1 protein-coding gene is annotated in these 2,614 nt (G+C 47.1%); it reads left to right on the top strand.

From position 1 onward, the window contains the following. Nucleotides 1-154: 154 nt before the first annotated feature. Nucleotides 155-2,614, top strand: a 2,460-nt coding sequence (locus PX481_RS01695; protein ID WP_288093356.1) for a TIGR03960 family B12-binding radical SAM protein, incomplete at its 3' end; no start/stop codon positions are given.

Below are 2,614 nucleotides of genomic sequence, written 5' to 3'. Positions count from 1 at the left end.
CCCAAAACCCTATCTCCTGTCTCCTATCTCCTGTCTCCTGTCTCGGAGTCTCCTGTCTCGGAGTCTCCTGTCTCCCGACTCCTGAATACTGACTCGATTCTGGCTGCTATAGTAGAAAAGCACCCATTGCTGACGATATCTGAGGTAGATTGCCGTGACTATTGCTTTAGACCAACTGCTCACCCCCGACATTTTTCGACCGGCGCGTTATTTGGGCAACGAGTTAGGTGCTAAACATAAAGAATGGGCAAGTGCTGTGGTTCGTTGGGTGTTAACCTATCCGGAAGTGTACGAAGTGGGGGCATCTAACCTCGGCCATATTATCCTCTACAATATCCTCAATGCTCAACCCCGCCAACTCTGCGATCGCACTTATTTACCCGCACCGGATTTAGCCCAAAAACTCAAACAGACAAAAACCCCCCTATTTGCCCTAGAATCCCGTCGTTGCCTCACCGATTTTGATATTCTGGGTTTTAGTCTCAGTTATGAGCTAGGAGCCACCAATATTTTAGAAATGCTCGACCTAGCGGCAATTCCCTTGACTTGGAGAGCAAGAGACTCAGGTAACTATCCGCTAATTTTTGCCGGGGGACAAACTGCCACCTCTAACCCCGAACCCTACGCCGACTTTTTTGATTTTATCGCCCTCGGTGATGGCGAAGAATTATTGCCAGAAATCGGTTTAATTTTAGAAGAAGGTAAACTAGCTAATCTAAGCAAAGAAGAACTATTACTAGATTTAGCCCAAATTCCGGGGGTATATGTCCCCCGTTTCTACGATGTCACCCCAATCGGTGCAGTTATCCCCAATCGTGACGATGTACCGCAAAGAATTTTACGCCGGGTAGCTACTCCTATCCCAGCCTATTCTATCGGTTTAGTTCCCTTCGTGGAAACGGTTCACGATCGCCTGGTGGTGGAAATTCGTCGCGGTTGCACTCGGGGATGTCGTTTTTGTCAACCGGGGATGTTAACCCGTCCTGCGCGGGATGTGCAACCAGAAGCAGTCATCGAATCGATTGAAAAAGGAATGCGAGCGACGGGATATAACGAATTTTCCTTATTATCTCTCAGTTGCTCCGATTATCTAGCTCTACCTGCCGTGGGTATGGAGATTAAAAACCGTCTCCAGAATGAGAATATATCTCTATCCTTACCCAGTCAAAGAGTCGATCGCTTTGACGAAAATATTGCTAACATAATTGGGGGCAATCGTCAATCGGGTTTGACCTTTGCACCGGAAGCGGGAACCCAACGAATGCGCGATGTGATTAACAAAGGGTTAACCAACGAAGAACTACTCAGAGGGATAAAAACTGCTGTCGAACAGGGTTGGGATAAGGTCAAACTCTATTTTATGATCGGTTTGCCAGGGGAAACCGATGTGGATGTCATCGGTATCGCGGAAACCCTGCGTTGGTTGCGTCGGGAATGTCGTTTACCGAAGCGGAAACCCCTCGATTTTACCCTAACTATCTCGAATTTTACCCCTAAACCCCATACCCCCTTCCAGTGGCATTCCGTCTCGACGGCCGAATTTATCCGCAAACAGGAGTTATTAAGACAGGAATTCCAAGGCATGAGAGGGGTAAAAGTCAATTATACCGATGTCCGCATCTCGGCTATGGAAGATTTTATCGGTCGCGGTGACAGAAGTTTAGGGAAAGTGGTACTGCGCGCTTGGCAATTGGGAGCCGGGATGGATGCTTGGTGGGATAATACGGAAAAAGCCTATCAAGCATGGTCACAGGCGATCGAAGAATCCGGTTTAACTTGGAAATATCGTCAGATAGAACAGGGAGAATGGCATATTTTTGCCGATGCAGACAAAGATATTTTAGAGCGTCCTCTGCCCTGGGATCATCTGGATACCGGTATCGATAAAAAATGGCTACAGGAGGACTTAAAACGCGCCCTAGACGCGGCAACAGTCCCCGATTGTTCTTTTGAGGGTTGTTCCCATTGTGGCGTTTGTAGCCTCGATTTTGGTCATAATATCGTCATTGAAGCGCCCCCGATTCCCGCTTTTGCTGGACATTTTCAACCCAATCAAGAACGCGCCCAAAGAATTCGGGTTTGGTTTGGCAAAATTGGCGAAATGGCCTTAGTTAGCCACTTGGATCTGGTGCGTTTATTTGATCGCGTCGTCCGTCGCGCTGCTATTCCCATTTCCTTTACCGGTGGATTTCACCCTGGTCCGCGCATTTCGATCGCCAATGCTTTATCCTTGGGAGCAACCAGTAGCGGTGAGATTGTCGATTTTGAATTGACAAAAGTGATGGATTTAGAGAGGTTTAAACAGCAATTAAGCGCACAATTGCCCGCAGATTTACCAGTGTATCAGGTGGAAGAAATTCCCTTAAATGCTCCCGCTGCCACCCGTTTGTTAGAAAAAGCTGCGTATTTGCTCACTTTTAACAGTGAGGGAATTGACTGCCAACAATGGCAAAATTGGATCGAGGCGATTAAACAAGCAACGGTGATGGAACGGGAAAAAACCACCAAATCCGGCAAAAAAGTCACGATTAATCTGCGAGAACAATTATATGAATTAGAGTTAAAAACTGTTGACAAACAAGCCGTTTTGTGCTATGTGGGCAGTTGTCGCAAT

This window comes from Microcystis sp. M53603_WE2, assembly GCF_030065435.1.
The sequence above is the reverse complement of the archived record's forward strand: the minus strand, read 5'-3'. Positions and strand labels throughout refer to the sequence as shown.